General features: G+C 42.8%; 14 protein-coding genes. 11 read left to right on the top strand and 3 right to left on the bottom strand.

The window, feature by feature from the left end; all coding sequences use genetic code 11:
- Nucleotides 1–97: 97 nt before the first annotated feature.
- The 3 genes from K1X76_05835 to K1X76_05825 all read left to right on the top strand — a co-directional run bounded on the left by K1X76_05835 (nucleotide 98) and on the right by K1X76_05825 (nucleotide 3,300).
- Complete coding sequence (locus K1X76_05835; protein ID MBX7148588.1) at nucleotides 98–958, top strand: hypothetical protein; 861 nt, start codon at nucleotides 98–100, stop codon at nucleotides 956–958.
- 61 nt (nucleotides 959–1,019) lie between these two features.
- Nucleotides 1,020–1,640, top strand: a complete 621-nt coding sequence (locus K1X76_05830) for a hypothetical protein (GenBank protein MBX7148587.1) — start codon at nucleotides 1,020–1,022, stop codon at nucleotides 1,638–1,640.
- Nucleotides 1,641–1,683: 43 nt separating this feature from the next.
- Entirely contained in the window at nucleotides 1,684–3,300 is a 1,617-nt protein-coding gene (locus K1X76_05825; protein ID MBX7148586.1) for a fumarate hydratase, read from the top strand.
- A 7-nt stretch (nucleotides 3,301–3,307) separates the two neighbouring features.
- Here the strand turns inward: K1X76_05825 and K1X76_05820 are convergent, their stop codons facing one another.
- Nucleotides 3,308–3,850: a hypothetical protein gene (locus K1X76_05820; protein MBX7148585.1), complete on the bottom strand. Its 543-nt coding sequence runs from the start codon at nucleotides 3,848–3,850 to the stop codon at nucleotides 3,308–3,310.
- A 246-nt stretch (nucleotides 3,851–4,096) separates the two neighbouring features.
- Between K1X76_05820 and K1X76_05815 the strand changes: the two genes are divergently transcribed.
- The 4 genes from K1X76_05815 (at nucleotide 4,097) to K1X76_05800 (ending at nucleotide 12,945) form a co-directional block, all read left to right on the top strand.
- Nucleotides 4,097–7,246 (top strand): amidase, encoded by a 3,150-nt coding sequence (locus K1X76_05815; GenBank protein ID MBX7148584.1) that lies wholly within the window; start codon nucleotides 4,097–4,099, stop codon nucleotides 7,244–7,246.
- 239 nt (nucleotides 7,247–7,485) lie between these two features.
- A complete protein-coding gene (smc, locus tag K1X76_05810) occupies nucleotides 7,486–11,043 on the top strand; it encodes a chromosome segregation protein SMC (protein ID MBX7148583.1) in 3,558 nt (1,185 codons plus the stop codon).
- Between the two features lie 195 nt (nucleotides 11,044–11,238).
- Entirely contained in the window at nucleotides 11,239–12,642 is a 1,404-nt protein-coding gene (gene rimO, locus K1X76_05805) for a 30S ribosomal protein S12 methylthiotransferase RimO (protein MBX7148582.1), read from the top strand.
- Between the two features lie 30 nt (nucleotides 12,643–12,672).
- The gene (locus K1X76_05800) at nucleotides 12,673–12,945 is read left to right on the top strand and encodes a hypothetical protein (protein MBX7148581.1); all 273 of its coding nucleotides are present in this window, start codon (nucleotides 12,673–12,675) and stop codon (nucleotides 12,943–12,945) included.
- Nucleotides 12,946–13,032: 87 nt separating this feature from the next.
- Here the strand turns inward: K1X76_05800 and mltG are convergent, their stop codons facing one another.
- Nucleotides 13,033–14,043 (bottom strand): endolytic transglycosylase MltG, encoded by a 1,011-nt coding sequence (mltG, locus tag K1X76_05795; GenBank protein MBX7148580.1) that lies wholly within the window; start codon nucleotides 14,041–14,043, stop codon nucleotides 13,033–13,035.
- Between the two features lie 6 nt (nucleotides 14,044–14,049).
- Nucleotides 14,050–14,496, bottom strand: coding sequence for a Holliday junction resolvase RuvX (ruvX, locus tag K1X76_05790; protein ID MBX7148579.1), 447 nt, complete (start codon nucleotides 14,494–14,496; stop codon nucleotides 14,050–14,052).
- Between the two features lie 107 nt (nucleotides 14,497–14,603).
- Between ruvX and ndhC the strand changes: the two genes are divergently transcribed.
- The 4 genes from ndhC to K1X76_05770 all read left to right on the top strand — a co-directional run bounded on the left by ndhC (nucleotide 14,604) and on the right by K1X76_05770 (nucleotide 17,306).
- Nucleotides 14,604–14,981 (top strand): NADH-quinone oxidoreductase subunit A, encoded by a 378-nt coding sequence (ndhC, locus tag K1X76_05785; GenBank protein MBX7148578.1) that lies wholly within the window; start codon nucleotides 14,604–14,606, stop codon nucleotides 14,979–14,981.
- An 86-nt stretch (nucleotides 14,982–15,067) separates the two neighbouring features.
- Nucleotides 15,068–15,532 (top strand): NADH-quinone oxidoreductase subunit NuoB, encoded by a 465-nt coding sequence (gene nuoB / locus K1X76_05780; protein ID MBX7148577.1) that lies wholly within the window; start codon nucleotides 15,068–15,070, stop codon nucleotides 15,530–15,532.
- Between the two features lie 4 nt (nucleotides 15,533–15,536).
- Nucleotides 15,537–16,016 (top strand): NADH-quinone oxidoreductase subunit C, encoded by a 480-nt coding sequence (locus K1X76_05775; GenBank protein MBX7148576.1) that lies wholly within the window; start codon nucleotides 15,537–15,539, stop codon nucleotides 16,014–16,016.
- Between the two features lie 90 nt (nucleotides 16,017–16,106).
- Nucleotides 16,107–17,306 (top strand): NADH-quinone oxidoreductase subunit D, encoded by a 1,200-nt coding sequence (locus K1X76_05770; GenBank protein MBX7148575.1) that lies wholly within the window; start codon nucleotides 16,107–16,109, stop codon nucleotides 17,304–17,306.
- Nucleotides 17,307–17,455 lie beyond the last annotated feature (149 nt).

Raw genomic sequence — 17,455 nt, 5'->3', positions numbered from 1 at the left:
CCCATTTAATATTCAATTTAAATTTACCCATTTTCCACTTTGCTTTGCTCAAAGCTTAAAAGGGTTCAAATTAACCTTATTGATGGAGAAGAGAAATATGATGAAATTTAAAATGACAAAAATGGCTGTTTTTATGGCGCTTATGGGCTTAACACAAGCCTGTAACCCTAATATTACGAGTTCCGAATTAAAGGAAACTAAAGCCAGTGATCTTAAAATTACCGGTACTTTTTATGAATATAATGATGAAGACCAGGTGGACGCTACGGCTCTTTTAAAAACCATTCCGGATGGCACAGGTATTCAGCTTAACCAGGGTGAAACCCTTAAAGTAGGGACCAAAGAAGGAAGTGATCCTGTAGATTATACGCTCATGAGCTATGATTATAACTTTTTAGATATTGGCGAAACCTATAAAACCAAGTTAGACAAACCAGCTGTAGGTGAAGATTATTACCTCATCTATAAAGATGTGGATGGTGTAGAAACCACAGCGCAGTTTTCTTCGCAAGGTGTTCCCGAACTTATCACGCCTGCTCAAGATGACATTGTGGAACCGGGTTCCGAAGTATCGCTTACCTGGACTAAGAAAAATTTGGGTAAGCTTTATGTAGATGTTTCTTATACTACTACCGACGGAGCTTCAGGTTGGACCCAGTTTTCCACCAGTGATGATGGTTCGTACACCTTGGATTTAGATCATTATTTTTTTGATGATTTAGCTAGTGGTGATATGACAATTTCTCTTCGTCACGATACTGCTTACGAATCTATGGAAGGTTTTGGCGATGCCGATATTCGTATTAGCACTTATTCGCGACGCACCGTAACCGTTGAAAGTTTAGACACGGCCTTACATACCACACGTGCTTTTTCGCACTCACAAAAATATCGTTGCGCCGAAGGAGAATCTAAAAAAGTAAAGATGAATGATGCATGGGTTGATTACTGCTTGTAATGCACGCAATAAATGTGGATATTTGAATCTGCAATCGCTAAAATAGGAAAGGTTTTAGCGATTGCAGATTCCCAAGGTGGTGATGATGAAGCAAATTGTATTGTTTGGTTTAGTTTTCTTACAAGCTACTGTTGCAATTGCCGGTGATTATCCTTCGTTACGAAACAGATCGCGTCAGGATAAAAAGCAAGAAGAAGCGCCCTCGGTAACCCAATCCGAATCTTCGGTAGTAACAAATCCGCCCGTTGAAATAATACCTGCTCAAAACCCTAACGACACTGCTCCTTATTACGAAAAACAATACGATAGTCGTACCGATACCTTTAAACCCTTAAGTACAGGTATAGGTTGGGGTTTGGCTTTGTCGCCCATTGGTGGGGATGGTCTTATTTACACGGGTCATCCTGTATGGGGAGGGTTGCTTATTTTTCAACAGGCTGTTGGTGTTCCTCTTTTAATTGCCGGGCTTAAAATTGACGGTGACGATGATTTTGGGTTTAAAGGCATTGCCCTTGGTTTTGGCGTTACTTTTGTTGCCAGTGCTTTTTTGGTGGATGCCGTGATGACACCTCTTTTGGTACACAAACATAATAAAAATCTTAAAAGCCCGGCTAAACGTATAGAACCTACTGTTTCGTATGATGGTAAAACTATTCAGGGCGGGGTGCAGATGAGGTTTTAAGCTTTTTTCTTCACTTCTTAGAGCAAAATGTTAAGAGGTGAATATGTTTAAATATCAAAAACCCTTCCCCATTAAAAAGGATCCAACCGCTTATCGTCTTATTACCAAAGATTATATTAAAACGGTAAAGGTAAAGGATAAAACCATTCTTAAAATCGATCCCAAGGGACTCGAGTTACTGGCTGCCGAAGCTTTAAAGGATGTTTCGTTTTTTTTACGTCCGGCTCATCTCGAAAAATTATCTAAAATTTTAAAAGACCCCGAAGCTAGCGATAACGACCGTTTTGTGGCGCATACGCTCTTGCAAAATTCGGTTGTGGCTTCTAAGGGGCAATTGCCTACCTGCCAGGATACAGGAACAGCCATCATCATGGCTAAAAAAGGACAGAACGTATGGACCGATGTGGATGATTGTGAAGCTTTATCAAAAGGAATTTGTAAAACATATCAGAGTGAAAATTTACGCTATTCGCAACTGGCACCCTTAAGCATGTTTAGCGAAAAAAATACCGGCACCAATTTGCCGGCGCAAATTGATATTTATTCGGTGCCTGGCAACGAATATCATTTTGTGTTTTTGGCCAAAGGTGGTGGGTCGGCCAATAAATCGTATTTATTTCAGAAAAATAAATCACTTTTAAATGAAGAAAGTCTTACGCAGTTTTTGCGCGACGAAATTAAAAAACTGGGCACGGCTGCCTGTCCACCTTACCATTTGGCTATTGTTATTGGTGGCACTTCGGCCGAGGCCAATTTAAAGGTGGTGAAGCAAGCCAGTGCCGGCGAGCTCGATTATTTGCCCACAGAGGGGAATGCGGGAGGGCAGGCTTATCGCGATTTGGAATGGGAAAAGAAAGCACATGTTATAGCTAATGAAAGCGGCATAGGCGCGCAATTTGGCGGTAAATATTTTGTGCATGATGTGCGTGTTATTCGTTTGCCGCGTCATGCGGCTAGTTGCCCTGTAGGAATTGGTGTGAGCTGTTCGGCTGATAGAAATATTAAAGCTAAAATTACACCCAAAGGTATTTATTTGGAAAAGCTGGAACGAAATCCCGAAAAATATTTACCAAAAACCCCACCCACTTTGGAAAAACCGGTGGTCATTAATCTTAATCGTCCCATGAAAGACGTTCTGGCCGAGTTATCGCAATATCCTATTAAAACGCGTCTCATTTTAAATGGAACACTCATTGTGGCGCGTGATATTGCCCATGCCCAAATTAAAAAGTTGCTAGACGAGGGTAAGTCTATGCCGGAATATTTTAAAAAATATCCTGTTTATTATGCAGGGCCCGCTAAAACACCCGAAGGCATGCCCAGCGGCAGTTTTGGCCCCACTACAGCGCAGCGTATGGACCCATACGTTGATCTTTTTATGCAACATGGCGGTAGTATGATTATGCTGGCTAAAGGGAATCGCACTTCTGTTGTGAAGGATGCTTGTAAAAAATATGGCGGATTTTATCTGGGTTCTATTGGTGGGCCGGCTGCTATTTTAGCTAAAGAAAATATTTTAAGTGTGGATGTGGTTGATTTTCCCGAATTGGGCATGGAGGCTGTGCGTAAAATTGAAGTTAAAAACTTTCCGGCCTTTATTATTACCGACGATAAAGGAAACGATTTTTTTGAATGCGATAACAGTCATTTTAAGGTTTAAAAAATTATTAATCGTTTTGCGCAATATTATTTTTCATCATCCACTCTCTAATACGTGGGTACATCCATTGCTGATATACTCGTTCTTTAAGATCTTGGCTTAAGGCACGGTTCATTTCTTCTTTAGTAAGCCAGCCTAAATCAACGGCCGATTGCATCCGATTTCTTCTAAATTTATCATCATGTTCCCAGGCGTTGGGAATTAAATGTCCCATAATTTCATGATGGAGAATTTCAATTTGGCTTACTTTGTTGCCGACCAGGCTAATATGAGCCTGTCTATTCTTGGTAGACCAGCCAAAAGCTTGCTTCCCTTTTCCTTTTTTAATTTTACGGGGTTCTTCGTGAGCAAACAGTGTCATTCCACTCCAATTCCCTTGAGGATGTGAAGCACAGAACAGTTGAGCTGCTTTTAAAACATCCCACCCGGCCATTTGTAGTCCAGTTCCAGCTTGAATGCCGTTACAGGGTGCGGGCAAGCTTTGAGCGTGGGCAAAAGAAAGAGTGATAAAAGAGAAAGCAACAATAAATAGGAAAGTTATTTTGTTCATTTTTTGGTTGTGCAGGCGTTTTGGTTTTTAATCAACTTAATTTTGCTTAATTTGTAGGCCTATAGCCCGCTCATGCCCTATTTTAGGGCATTGCACGGTTTTGAGGCGTTTTCTAATTGAGCAATTACTTATAAAAAGCAATAAAATTCAGGTGCTTACTTAGCTAATGACGCATGGCATCATATTTGCTCAGGCTTTCCACTAGAGAAGACATCAGAACGATGGCTTCTTTTATTAAGGAACGAGATGGGCGCTGGGGACTACATAGATTCTGTTGCCTACGATACTTCTTTTCTAGAAGACGCATATGGCATGTCGATGATGGATGAGGATGAGTGTCTGCCGCCTCCAACCTGTTCTACTATAGAAGATGAATATGTGCCTCCGGTATTAAGACCGGCGTACGAACCTGTGGTGGATGAACCTATTGAACCCTATGTACCACCCCATGAGCCGGCGGAAGCTTCTGGCACAATTGCGGCCGCTGAAGAAGAATGGGGTTTTTGGGATTATGTAGATGTGGCCGCCACTACTATTGTAGTTGGTGGGGCTCTTGTAGCAGGGGCTGCGTTGCTGGCACCTGTTGCCGGCGCTGCTTTGGTGGGTGCTGGTTTAGTGGGAGCGGGAGCTTTTGTAGCAGGTGTTGGCGCTACGGCTTCTACTATTGCTTTTTCTGCGGCAGGAGCAGCTACCATTACAGCCGCCGGTGCCTATTTAACGGTGCGGTCGGCACCAGCTGCTCTGGAATCTGCCGAAAGGCTCGCTACGCAAGATTATCCCGCAAATTCGGAGCATACACCCCTAGATGATACTCTTAATGTGGGTGGGTGGGCTGTAGGTGCCGTGGGCACTGCTTTTGGTGTAAGTGCCTGGGCGCAAGGAGCCAGAACTTTTGGTAACAGTTTGTCGATGTACCAATCAAGCGGTATGGGGACTGCTGCTATGGGGCAAGCTCTTAAAGATGCTGATGCCGTACGTCGCTTTATGTCTTCAACCCATTATGCTGCAGAAATGGCGTCCCATCCTCGCTTTGCCGGCAATTTGTCGACCATGCACGCCGGTTTGGCGCGCGTGTGGGATCCTTTATCCAAAACACTTTTACCCATCGAACTTACACGCTTAGGATCGTATCTTTATTCGGCTGCTACTGATGAGGATTCGCAAGTGAGTGTGGGACAAATGCTTTTTTCTGCAGCAACCGTAAGCTTGTTAAGTCTAGCTCACCTAGAACCTTTACTCATGAAAAATGCGGCTAATCGCAGCATGATGTCGCAAACAGGTTCAAATCCTGCCGTTAACGGTGATTTTACAGCCGAACAAATTTTGGCCGATGCAACACGCCATGCAGCAGGCGAAGAAAGTTTGGCTGTTGAGCGTGCCAGGCGTGCAATAGGAACATTGCCTGAGGAACATCCTGTTCTTCCCGAAGATGCATCAACACACGCGCGCACCGTGGCTGCGTTGGATGCCGAACGTTATTTACCCACACGTGCCAATCATCGCGCAGGACTTGAAAGAACTTTAGATGCCAACGATACCATGCATGCCGAAGCACGTGCTAAATTAGACAGCGGTGAACTGGATACTGTGGATACAATTACGGGTGGTAAAAAAGAACCTAATAAACTCACAACCCCTATTACCCGTATTCCCAATACATCAGCGGCTCAGCAGATGAAGACTTATTTGGAACGGAATGGGTATCGCAATTTTGAAGAATTATTAGCAAGCGAACCTAATGTGGCACTCGATTTTATCAATCGCCAATTTACTACCGACGATTTGATTTGGGCTTTTAATCCGCAAAACGGGATTAACGGGCAACGGTTAATGCGTTGTGAAACACAGATTGATGTCATGCTGCGTGATCCCGATTTTGCCAATAACTCTATCTACACACGTAATACCCAAGCCGATGTAACTCATTATAGAAGCGTGGCTCGTGAGGCGGATAGCTTGTGGGACAGCGGGCGTCCGGTTTATTTTGAAGTGGGTGGACAAAAAGAAACAATTACTGGCTTACTTGTTGGCAGTAAAGATTTAGTGGTAACGAGTGTGCCCAAAGATGGATTTGCAGGCTACACTACCATGGGGTCGATGGGACCAGGATTAGCCAGCGACGAAGTGAGTTTCTTTTCACGCCGTGTGGGTGAGTTGGGTGCCATAGAAGTTCCTATTGGCGCGGTTACAGCCGGTAATGGCGGAACGGCTAAAGATGTGCGTGGACGTTATATTCCTAACCCGTCGCCTGCCTCCGAGCAGGTGGTAGAAATTGATGGTGTTATTTATCGCGGTACCGATATTGGAGGATCGTCATCACCTACAGTCTATTTGGTAAAATCTTCTACTAGTCCCATCAAGGTGGCTTCAGGTTCGGATACAGGCGGGTCTATTCACGCGCCCGCATCACTTGTATCGGGTGTGGGTTCTTATATTCCACCGGTAGATGGTATTCCGCGCCAGGGTGTGGTGCATTATTCACTTACCGACGATCATATTGGCATGATGGCGCAAGATGCCGAAACCGCTTTTAGAGTGGCTCAGGGTATTAGCGCCACGTCAAGTGTTCCAGCACCAACGCTTACTCCGTATGTTCCGCGTATAGCCTATGTGAAAAAAGATTTTGAGATGCAAGAACCTGCAGTACGTGATGCTCTTTATGCCCGTGTAGACGCCTTACGCGCACAGGGCTTTGAGGTGGTGGAACTATCCGATGATTTACACAGTGCCATCATCGGCGACTTTCAAGGTTCCATCTACGGTCCCAAAACGCGTTCGCAAGTATTGTGGACACTCATGAATCCAACGCAAAATGCTGGTAGCTGGATTCCCGAATGGGTACCGCAGCCGGTACAAACAGGAGTGCGCAATATGTTAGAGCCGCCGCGTGTGGGAATTCGCTTGGACGAAAATTTGGAAGTGCGCCTTCGTAAAGCACAAGAAGAATATGCCTATTATCCGCGCGTGATGCAGCAAGATGCTACTAACAATGCTCTCATTGATGAAATTTTGGGCGAGGGCACGGTGTTATTACGGGCTCAACCTCAACGTGTGCCCACAGCCATGCTTATGGACCGCGAACCGTACCTCGATTTGGTAGGAGTCTCGCCGCGTCGCACGCATTTGGTAGATCATTCCGAAGTAGGGGCTCTGTTAGATCGCCACGATTACGAAACCATGGTGTTTGATTCTATGCGGGGATGGGCAGGGCGAGTAGAAGCTTCAGAGCCCAATACTATTGGCCAGGGTGTACTTGTTTTTGGAAAACCCAACGATGTTTATACTTTTGATCAACTGCAAAAAGCCGGTGAACAAAGTGTTCTGTCTTATTCCCCTGGCTCTTTTCTGTGGGGAGCCAATGTACCCAGTACGTCTCAAGCTGTAAGCGCTAAATAATTTCAGAAGCGAATGACCATACACTACCTTACATTTATATTCACAGACTTATCCACAGCTGTGGATAAGTTGGTCCAAAATGCGCCTAAAATAGTATGTTATATTAAGGGTTTAGACGTGTTTAAAATATTTTAATCAGAGGCACACAATCACCTTTACAAAAAAAACTAGCATGTGCTACGGTCACGTCAAAGTTTAGTCTTATTTAAGAGGGAAAACTCCATCCAAGCATATTATTAATGAAGCTAAAGCGTCTTGAAATTATTGGTTTTAAATCCTTCATGGAAAAAACCGTGGTGACTTTTGAAAAAGACATCACGGCCGTGGTTGGACCAAACGGTTGTGGCAAATCTAATATTGTGGATGCCATTCGTTGGGTGATGGGCGAACAAAGCGCCAAGCACTTGCGCGGCAAAAACATGGAAGATGTTATTTTTGCCGGTTCCGATGGTCACGCGCCTCAATCGATGGCGCATGTGGAACTTACTTTTTCTACCGATGGCGGCGTCACACCCGTTGAATATTTGGGCCAATCCGAAATCTCCGTATGCCGCCGTTTATATCGCAGCGGCGAATCAGAATATTTTCTCAACAAAGTTCCCTGTCGCTTAAAGGATATTACCGAACTCTTTTTAGGAACCGGTATTGGTAAACGCGCTTACTCCGTTATTGAACAAGGCCGTGTGGCTCAAGTGATTACAGCCAAACCCGAAGAACGCCGTTTTTATATTGAAGAAGTTGCTGGCATTTCGCGTTTTAAAGCCCGCAAAGAAGCAGCGCTGCGCAAGATGGAAGCAACCCAGCAAAATATTTTGCGTTTAACCGACATTATTACCGAACTTGATCGTCAGATGAAAAGCCTGGATCGCCAGGCTAAAAAAGCCGAAAAATATCGCGAAGTAAAAACCGAATTTACAACCTGGGATTTGAAGCTTGCTTCTTATCTGTTCAAGAATAACCAGACTGAACAACATTCACTTGAAAAAGTGCTGCGCGAAGCTGACGAAAAAGAAAATCAGACTCGCACTTTAATTTTAGAAGAAGAAAACGCATTAGAAGAATTAAAGCTTATCCAGCTTGAAAAAGAACGCGCCGTTAACCGCATCCAAAACGATTTTTTTGAAACCACCAATATTATTCGCTTGGCCGAAAACACTCTGCTTCATAAACGCCAGCTCACTACGCAAATTACGCGTGAAATGGACGATATTAAAAAGCATGTTTACGAACTTTCGGCCGAAATGAGCGGTATGGGCAATGGCGTAGAGCAAATTAACGAACAAAAACTTTTGGCCGATTGCGACGAAGAAAGTTTGCGTGAAGAAACCGAAATGTTGCAGCAAGAAGTTGATAATTTAGAATTACAAATGATGGAACTTACCGAATCTTTTGAGCATGCTAAAAGTCGCTCGCATCAAATTGATTCGCGTATTACGCAAATTAATACCATTGAAGAAAATTTAAAAAATAAACGCGAAGATCTCTTAACTCGCATGAGTCGCCAGGAAATGGAGTTAGAAGGATTAAAAAAGAATTATCAGGGTTTAAGTCATGTGTACCGCGATGCCAATGAATCGCTCAATAATTTAAAACAATTAAAACTTAACCTTACTTCTAAAACAGACGAGCTGGCTCTTGATTTGCATACGCAAAAACAGCTTCTTGTTTCAAAACAAGCTGAACTTAAAAATTTAAAAGATGATCTTACGTTAAAACGTTCACGTTTAAAATCTTTGGAAGAACTTGAAAAAACTTTTGAAGGCTACCAAGAAGGCCCGCGTTCGGTGTTGCTTAAAAAAGAAGAAATTAGCGCCGATGGTATTTTAGGAACCATTGCCGATGGTATTGAAACCGATCCTGTTTACGAAAGTGCAGTTTCGGCTGTATTGGGCGAAAAACTTCAATACGTGGTGGTTAAATCGCAGGCTCAGGGTGTTTCGGCTATCGATTATTTGCAAACTTCCGGATCGGGTCGCAGTTCGTTTGTCCCCATCGAATCGTCCTCCTTTAGTGGATCCCATATTGGCGACTATGCCCATCAAGAAGGTGTGGTGGGGCCGTTAAAGCAATTTGTTAATTTTAAAAACGGTTACGATAAATTGGGCGATTATTTATTTGGCGATGCTGTTGTGGTTGATACGCTTCAGCGTGCTTTAGGTTTGTGGGAAGGTGGTTACCAAGATAAAACTCTTGTTACCATGGATGGTGCCGTAGTGGATAAAAGCGGCATTATTACCGGCGGTACTTTGGCTTCTACCTCTAAAGCCTTGCTTGAGAAAAAACGTGAAATTAAAGAACTTCTTTCTATTACCGAGCACTTAAGTTTTGAAGTGTCGCAAAACGAAGATACGCTGTACTCGCTTACTCAAAAAGTAGAAACCTTAACGTCTACCTTAGAAGAAGTAAAAAGTACCTCGGTAGAAGAAGAAATAAAACTCGCCACGCAAGTAAAAGATTTAGATCATTGCCGCAAGGAAATGGAAAAATTGTCGGATCAGCAACAGGTGTTGTTAAAGCAAATTGAAAACGAAAAAATATCGGTAGATGCTATTGAACCCGAACTACAAAATTTAAATATTGAACGCGACAGCTTGGCTGAAGAAAAACTGGGTTTAACCGATATACTACAAAATAGTCGTGGACGCTTGGAAGTTTTAAAAGAATCGTTTGATACTAAAAATGACAACTTAACCCGTTTAAAAGTGGAGCTAGCCCAGGCTGGTGAGCGCAACACACATCTGTCATCGGAAATTAACCGTTTAAGCGATGAACAATTTAGAATTGGTATTGAAAAAATTACTTACGAAGAACGCTTAAGCTTTTTAGACTCTAAAACAAAATTATTGGCCAGTGAGCAGGCTCATTTAGACAAAGTGCTCGATAAAAAACTAACCAAGCATGCCGATTTAGAATCTCAATTATCGCAGGAGCGTGAAGCTTTTGAAGGCATTGGTAATAAAATTAGAGATCGCGAATTGTTTATACGCGAACGTCGTAAAGAACATGAAGAAGCAAGCCAGCAATTAAATGAAGTAACCTTAAAATTGGCCGACGTGCGCAACTTAACAAAAAATTTGGTGGAGCAGTGTTTAGAACGCCACATGCTCAGTTTGTCGGAAGTATGCGATGTGCATTACGATACCGAGCTTAATGTGGAAGAAGCCAAGGCGTTGGTGGCCGAATTAAAAGACAAGCTTGCGCGCTTGGGTGAAGTAAACACGGCAGCTCTTGAAGAATTTGAAGAGATTAAAACCCGTTTTGAATTTTTAAGTAAACAACGCGACGATCTAAACACCTCGCTGGAAGCGTTGGAACGTGTGATTCAAAAAATTAACCGCACCACCAAAGACCGGTTCTTTACCACCTTCAACATGGTAAACGAACGTTTCAAAGTTTTGTTTCCCAAATTATTCCGTGGTGGACGTGCCGAACTGCTTTTAACCGACGAAAACAATATTTTGGAAACCGGTGTGGAAATTGTGGCTCAGCCCCCGGGCAAAAAGCTTCAATCTATTTCACTCTTATCGGGTGGTGAAAAAGCACTTACTTCGGTAAGTCTTATTTTCTCCATTTTCCAAATTAAACCCTCGCCCTTTTGCTTGCTGGACGAAGTTGACGCCCCGCTGGACGAGGCAAACGTACACCGCTACAACGAGCTTATTCGTGATATGACCAGCCGTACACAGTTTGTGGTGATTACCCACAATAAAAACACCATGCAAATGGCCGACACCATGTATGGTGTGACCATGCAAACCCCGGGTGTATCACAATTGGTGTCGGTGGAAATGCATTAATTTAGCCTAATTTTTGACATTCGTGGAATGTAACCCACCTCTGTCTCCTCCCTTAATCTAAGGGAGGAGGACTTATAGCAAAATTGGTCGATAAAAGTCCCTCCCACTTAAATTAAGGGGGAGGCCAGGAGGGGGTTACTCTTTAAATTCACCCCCTTGCGTCTTTTCCCCAAGTTCATTATAGCTTGCCCCCTTATGGCAGAAGTTCACGATAAACCTTTTACCGTCCGTTTTGTGTCGCTTGGGTGCCCCAAAAATTTGGTGGATTCCGAGATTATGATGGGACATTTAAATGCCGGTAATTTTAAAATTGTGGGCGATGATAGTGCCAGCGATGCGGCCGTTATCAATACTTGTGGATTTATTGAAGATGCCAAAGAAGAATCCATCAACACTATTTTAGAGTTAGCCCAGGAAAAGAAAAAGGGGAGCTTAAAGCTTCTTGTTGTAGCTGGGTGTTTGGCGCAACGTTACACAGGTGAGCTTCCCAAATTACTGCCCGAGGTGGATGCCTTTATTGGCACCGGCGATTTTTCAAGTCTTCCTAAACTTTTAGAACTAAAACTGGCAGAAGAAAAATTTACTAAAAAACAAACGCGCAATTTTATTAAAAAACCCAAAGAGCTTCCCAGTTTTGATATCCCGCGTCTGCATGCTACACCTTTTTATTCGCGTTATGTGAAAGTGTCCGAAGGTTGTTCGCATGCGTGTTCATTTTGTACCATTCCCAAAATGCGTGGTGGTCTTATGAGCCGTACTGTAGACGATGTAGTAAAAGAAGTAAGTTTAGCTGCCAAAGGAGGTGTGAAAGAGTTTAATCTCATCGCCCAAGATCTTAATGAATTTGGCCGCGATTTATCCGAACGTTCTAGTCTTTTTAAACTCTTTGAAGAGCTGGATACTATTGAAGGCGATTTTTGGCTGCGTCCTTTGTATATGTATCCGCTTCAATTTCCCGATCGCTTGGTAAAAATGATGGCGGGGCATAAGCATTTGGTTCCGTATGTTGATATTCCGCTGCAACATATTTCTGATAAAATGCTTAAATCCATGAATCGCGGGTCGTCGTCGCGTTACATCCACCGTCTTATCGATAATTTGCGCACGCATGTGCCGGGCATTACCTTGCGCACCACTTTTATTGTGGGTTATCCCGGAGAAAGCGAAAAAGATTTTTTAGAGCTGGCCAGCTTTATTGAAAAGACCCGTTTTGACCGTGTAGGTATTTTTACATATTCCGACGAAGAAGGAACCCCTGCTTATAATTTGAAGCGCAAAGTGCCCGATCAGGTTAAAGAAGATCGTCGGGGGCATTTAATGCGCCTCCAGCAAAAAATTTCCGAAGAAAAAAATGCTGCTTATGTAGGGAAAACACTCACTGTTTTACTTGAAGGACTAGCCACAGGCGATGATATGCCCGAAGAAATTCCTCTTAAGAGTGGGCAATTTATGAAAGCCCGCCATGCCGGCCAGGCCCCTGGTATTGACGGACAAGTTTTTATTGCATTAAATCCACAATCTCCTTTACACTCCCGCGTGGGACAATTTGTTCCCGTAACCATAACCGATTCTACGGCCTACGATTTATGGGGAAAGTAAGCGGTAGAATCACATCGTAAAGGACACTTCATGAAAAAAGTACTTCTAATGTTGGCTGTAGGTTTTATTGTTGCTGGTTATTCTACATTAGCTAAAGCCGATGGTTGCTATATTTGCAGCGGTGGCAGCTATGTAAAATATTCCGGAGATGATACTCAGGAAAAACGTAAAGCCGCTAAAGAATGTGGCTGCCAGGTTAGTGGCACACGTGGTGAATGTGATGCTGCAAATCTGACTATTTTGTGCAGTGTACAAAATGAAAAAGAAGAAACTATGAAAGTTGCGGTAGCAGAGAAAGAATAACCCCCCTCTATCTCCCCCCTTAACTTAAGGGGGGAGGACTTTCTTTCTCCTCCCCTTAAGTTAAGGGGAGGTTGGGAGGGGTTACTCTTACTCTCCCCCCGGCGGGTTACCTTGCTTAAGCTGATAATACTGCACAGCCTGGTTATGTTCTTCCAGCGTTTTTGAAAAATAATGGCTGCCGTCACCTTTTCCTACAAAATATAAAAAATCACTCTGAGCCGGACTTACTACAGCTTTAATGGATTCTAAGCCTGGTGAGCAAATAGGCCCAATAGGTAATCCCGGGCGTGTGTAGGTATTATAGGGGTGATCACGATCCAAGTCGGTACGGGTTAAATTGCCGTTAAAGTTGGGGATTCCATAAATAACGGTGGGGTCTGATTGCAGTGGCATGTTCATTTTAAAGCGGTTAAAAAACACAGAGGCAATGAGAGGGCGTTCGCTGGCTTTTCCTGTTTCTTTTTCTATTACAGAGGCCAGTGTGAGGAGAGCATGCTTGTCTAAATTCATCGCTTTGGCTTTTCCCACAATTTCATCCGATAAATTTTTTTGCATCAAATCCGTCATGCTTTTTAGCAAATCGGCTGATGTTGTTTCGCGTGCAATGTTGTAGGTGTCGGGGAAAATGTAGCCCTCTAAATTATTGATAGGGATATTCAGTTTTTTGATGAGATCCGTATTTTGTGTAAGGGCTAAAAAGTTTTCTTTGTTTTGCAAAACTTCACTTTTAGCAACTACGGCAGCAATATCTTTTAAGTTATAGCCTTCGGGAATAGTAAGCGGGTATTTTTTGGTAAGGCCTTTGGCCATTTTTTCAATAATTTGGTTTTGAGTAAAACCTTCTTCAAATTCGTATTCTCCATATTTCAGTTTACGATCTTGATGTGTAAGGCGGGCCATCACTTCAAAATGATAACGATGATAAATGATGTGGTTTTGTTCTAATTCTTGGGCGATTGACTTTAAAGAAGAGCCTTTTTGAAAATAAACAGTAATGGTTTGGGGATTTTTATAAGAATTTCCCTTTTGATAGATGTAAAAAACAAATCCAGATGCTAAAATGAGGGAAAAAAGACAAAAAAGGAGGAATTTTTTCATTTTGGGCTAGTTAGTGTCATCATTATAAATACGTTTCGAATCTAAATATCCTTGCAAAATATAACTGGCGGCTAGTTTATCGATCACTTTTTTACGCTTTTCGCGCGACATATCAGCTTCCAGTAACGTACGCTCCACGGCTGCACTTGATAAACGTTCGTCCCAATAAATAATTTCAACAAAAGTGTTTCTTTTGTTCAAGAATACTTCAAGTTGGCGTATAAATTCTTTTGTTTTAGCGACGCGCGGGCCTTCAGTGCCGTTCATGTTGAGCGGAAGGCCTGGAACCAAAATTTTTACATCGTATTCCGAAATAATTTCCAAAAGTCGTTTAAAGCTATCTTGAGGGCTTTTGATATAAATGGTTTCTAAAGCTTGAGCTGTAATTCCCAGGCCATCACTCACAGCAACGCCAACCGTTTTGTCACCAATGTCGAGTCCTAATGAACGTATCATAGTTATTTCTTGTCATTTATATAACTTAAATGTAAATACGGCACGCATTTTTCGAAAAAACTTTTAGCTTTTGTTAATAATTCTGTTAAGATGCACGCACTTTCATGGATCATCCTTACTTTCCCATATTGATTGTTCTTTTAGTTGGTATCGGATTTTCGGCACTCTTCTTAACGCTCTCGGCTGTTATTGGCCCTAAAAAAAGAAAAGCCTCGGCGGCAAAATTATCTTCTTACGAATGCGGATTAAATCCTATCGGCTCGGCACGTGAACAGCTTGATATTAAATTTTCTAATGTGGCCATGTTGTTTATTTTGTTCGACATAGAAACCGTTTTTATGTTCCCTTGGGCTATTTTATATAAAGATTCTATTAAAGGTGGCATGGGAACTTTTATGTTCGTTGAAATGGCTATCTTTGTGGTTATTTTAGTTGTTGGTTTGGCGTACATCTGGCGCAAAGGTGCGCTGGAATGGAAATAATTCGCTGATCGTGAATCGCTTATCGCAGTTCGCAAGAGTCTTTTTTTGCTCTTTCGATTAGCGATAGACGATTAGCGATAAACGATATGAGATTTTTTGAAGATAACGTGATTACAACCAAGCTGGAAGACTTGGTGAACTGGGGACGTAAATATGCCCTGTGGCCCATGCCCTATGGCACGGCATGTTGTGCCATTGAATTTATGGGTACGGTTGCCAGTATGCACGATATCTCGCGCTTTGGTGCCGAAGTGGTGCGCTTTTCTCCCCGTCAATCCGATTTACTTCTCGTAATGGGCACCATCAACTACAAACAGGCTCCAGTTTTAAAAAGAATTTACGAACAAATGTGTGACCCTAAATGGGTGATTGCTGTGGGTGCTTGTGCGGCCTCGGGCGGGTTTTACAATAATTATAGTGTGATGCAGGGAATTGATGAAATTATCCCGGTGGATGTGTATGTGCCGGGTTGTCCTCCCCGCCCTGAACAAATTATGAATGCGGTCATCAAAATTATGGATAAGATCGATCCGCGGAAGAGTTTAGATTAAAATTATGTCAGTCATTGATTTATTAAAAAAGAATTTTGCATCTTCTATTCTCGATTCAAACGAGAAGGGTGGATTTCCAACGGTGATTATTGCCAAAGAAAAAAGCCACGAGCTGCTTAAATTTTTGCGTGATAACAGTGAATACCCTTTTAATATGCTGCTCGATGTTTGTGGTGTTGATTACTTGGGTCAGTCAGTGCGTTTTGAAGTGGTTTATCACCTGTATTCTTTTGCTAAAAAAATGCGCATCCGTGTGCGTGTTAAAGTTCCCGAAAATGATCTTACTGTGAAATCGGCGATTGATATTTGGGAAGCAGCCGATTGGTTTGAACGCGAAGCGTATGACATGTTTGGAATTAAGTTTGATGGACATCCTAATTTAAAAAGGCTTCTCATGTGGGAAGCGTTTGAAGGACACCCGTTACGGAAAGATTATCCTTTAGAAAAACGCCAGGCTATTCCGGAGCCTGCTGATTTATTGTAGGGGCTTGCGTCGCCCCTCAAACCGGCAAAGCCGGATTTGAGCCTCCCCCCAACGCGACTTTGTCGCTGGTTGAAGAGGGATTGATTTAAAATGACACAGAACGCTTTACAAAATGTAGAACTTGAAACCCCCACAATGACCATCAACGTGGGGCCGTCGCACCCGGCTATGCACGGAGCTTTGCGCACGCAGATGATTTTAGACGGTGAAACCATTATTTCGGCTAAAAGCGAAATGGGTTATTTGCATCGTTGTTTTGAAAAGCATTCCGAACACTCTACCTACCAGCAAGTTATTCCCTATACCGATCGTCTCAATTACTGTTCGGCCCTCATGAACAATGTGGGTTATTGCAAAGCGGTGGAAGAGCTTTTAGGCATTACCATCCCTGACCGTTCTCAATTTATTCGTGTCATTATTTGCGAGCTCTCCCGCATTATGGATCACTTTGTGTGTGTGGGAACAAATCTGGTAGATTTAGGCGCGCTTACCAATTTTTGGTTTTTCTTCAACATGCGCGAAAAAATTTATAACATTATCGAAAAAATTTCGGGCGCTCGTCTGACCTATGCTTATACCCGTATTGGTGGTTTGGCGCGTGATATTTATCCCGGTTTTGAAAGTGATGTGAAGGCAGTTTTAAAAGAAGTAGCAGCCGGTATTAAAGATATACGTGGGCTTATTCAAAATAACCGTATTCTGGTTGAGCGCACGGTGGATGTGGGTGCGGTAACCCAGGAACAAGCCATTAAATGGGGTTTTACCGGCCCGGCTTTGCGTGCTACCGGCATCGAGCACGATTTACGTAAAACGGAACCCTATTATCATTACGATGAATTTGATTTTGATATTCCTGTAGCTGAAAACGGTGATACCTACGATCGTATCATGGTGCGTTTGGAAGAAGTGAATCAGTCATCCCGTATTATTTTACAAGCGGTTGATAAAATACCCGGTGGTCCCATTTTTACGGATGATCCACGCGTGGTGCTTCCTACCAAAGAAGAAGTGTATGGCAGCATTGAAGGTTTGATGAATCATTTTAAACTGATTATGCATGGTATTCAGCCTGCTGCCGGTGAAATTTACTCGGCCACCGAAGCGGCTAACGGTGAATTGGGATTTTATATTATTAGTAATGGTTCGATGAACCCTTATCGTATTAAAGTGCGTCCTCCGTGTTTTCCTCTGTTTAACGCATACGAAAAAATGATTGTTGGACAAATGGTGGCCGATGCGGTGGCGGTGATTGGTTCTATTAATGTGATTGTAGGAGAATTAGACCGCTAGGTCTTGTATAGCAAAAAGATGGCGATTGAATTTACAGCAGATAATAAAAAGAAATTTGACACGCTCTTAACGCGTTATCCTACCAAAAAAGCGGCTATTTTGCCCACCTTGTGGTTGGTGCAGGGGCAATATGGTTTTATTTCGGATGA

It is taken from the genome of bacterium (assembly GCA_019695305.1).
Classification (GTDB): domain Bacteria; phylum UBA10199; class UBA10199; order UBA10199; family JAIBAG01; genus JAIBAG01.
Note: the sequence above shows the minus strand (reverse complement) of the source record. Positions and strands in the feature narration are given on the sequence as shown.